At 51.1% G+C, this 380-nt stretch carries 1 rRNA gene; it reads left to right on the top strand.

From position 1 onward, the window contains the following. Positions 1 to 380, top strand: a 23S ribosomal RNA gene (locus LZP96_RS24055); the annotation flags it as partial.

The following is a 380-nucleotide window of genomic DNA, read 5'->3' as shown; positions in this document are numbered from 1 at the left end:
GGGAGCAGCCCAGAGTCTGAATCAGCATGTGTGTTAGTGGAACGGTCTGGAAAGTCCGACGGTACAGGGTGATAGTCCCGTACACAAAAATGCATATGTTGTGAACTCGAAGAGTAGGGCGGGACACGTGGTATCCTGTCTGAATATGGGGGGACCATCCTCCAAGGCTAAATACTCCTGACTGACCGATAGTGAACCAGTACCGTGAGGGAAAGGCGAAAAGAACCCCGGCGAGGGGAGTGAAAAAGAACCTGAAACCGTGTACGTACAAGCAGTGGGAGCCTCTTTATGGGGTGACTGCGTACCTTTTGTATAATGGGTCAGCGACTTATATTCTGTAGCAAGGTTAACCGTATAGGGGAGCCGAAGGGAAACCGAGT

Source organism: Huaxiibacter chinensis (genome assembly GCF_022171985.1).
GTDB lineage: Bacteria > Pseudomonadota > Gammaproteobacteria > Enterobacterales > Enterobacteriaceae > Enterobacter > Enterobacter chinensis_A.
This window is presented reverse-complemented; position numbering and strand designations above follow the sequence as displayed.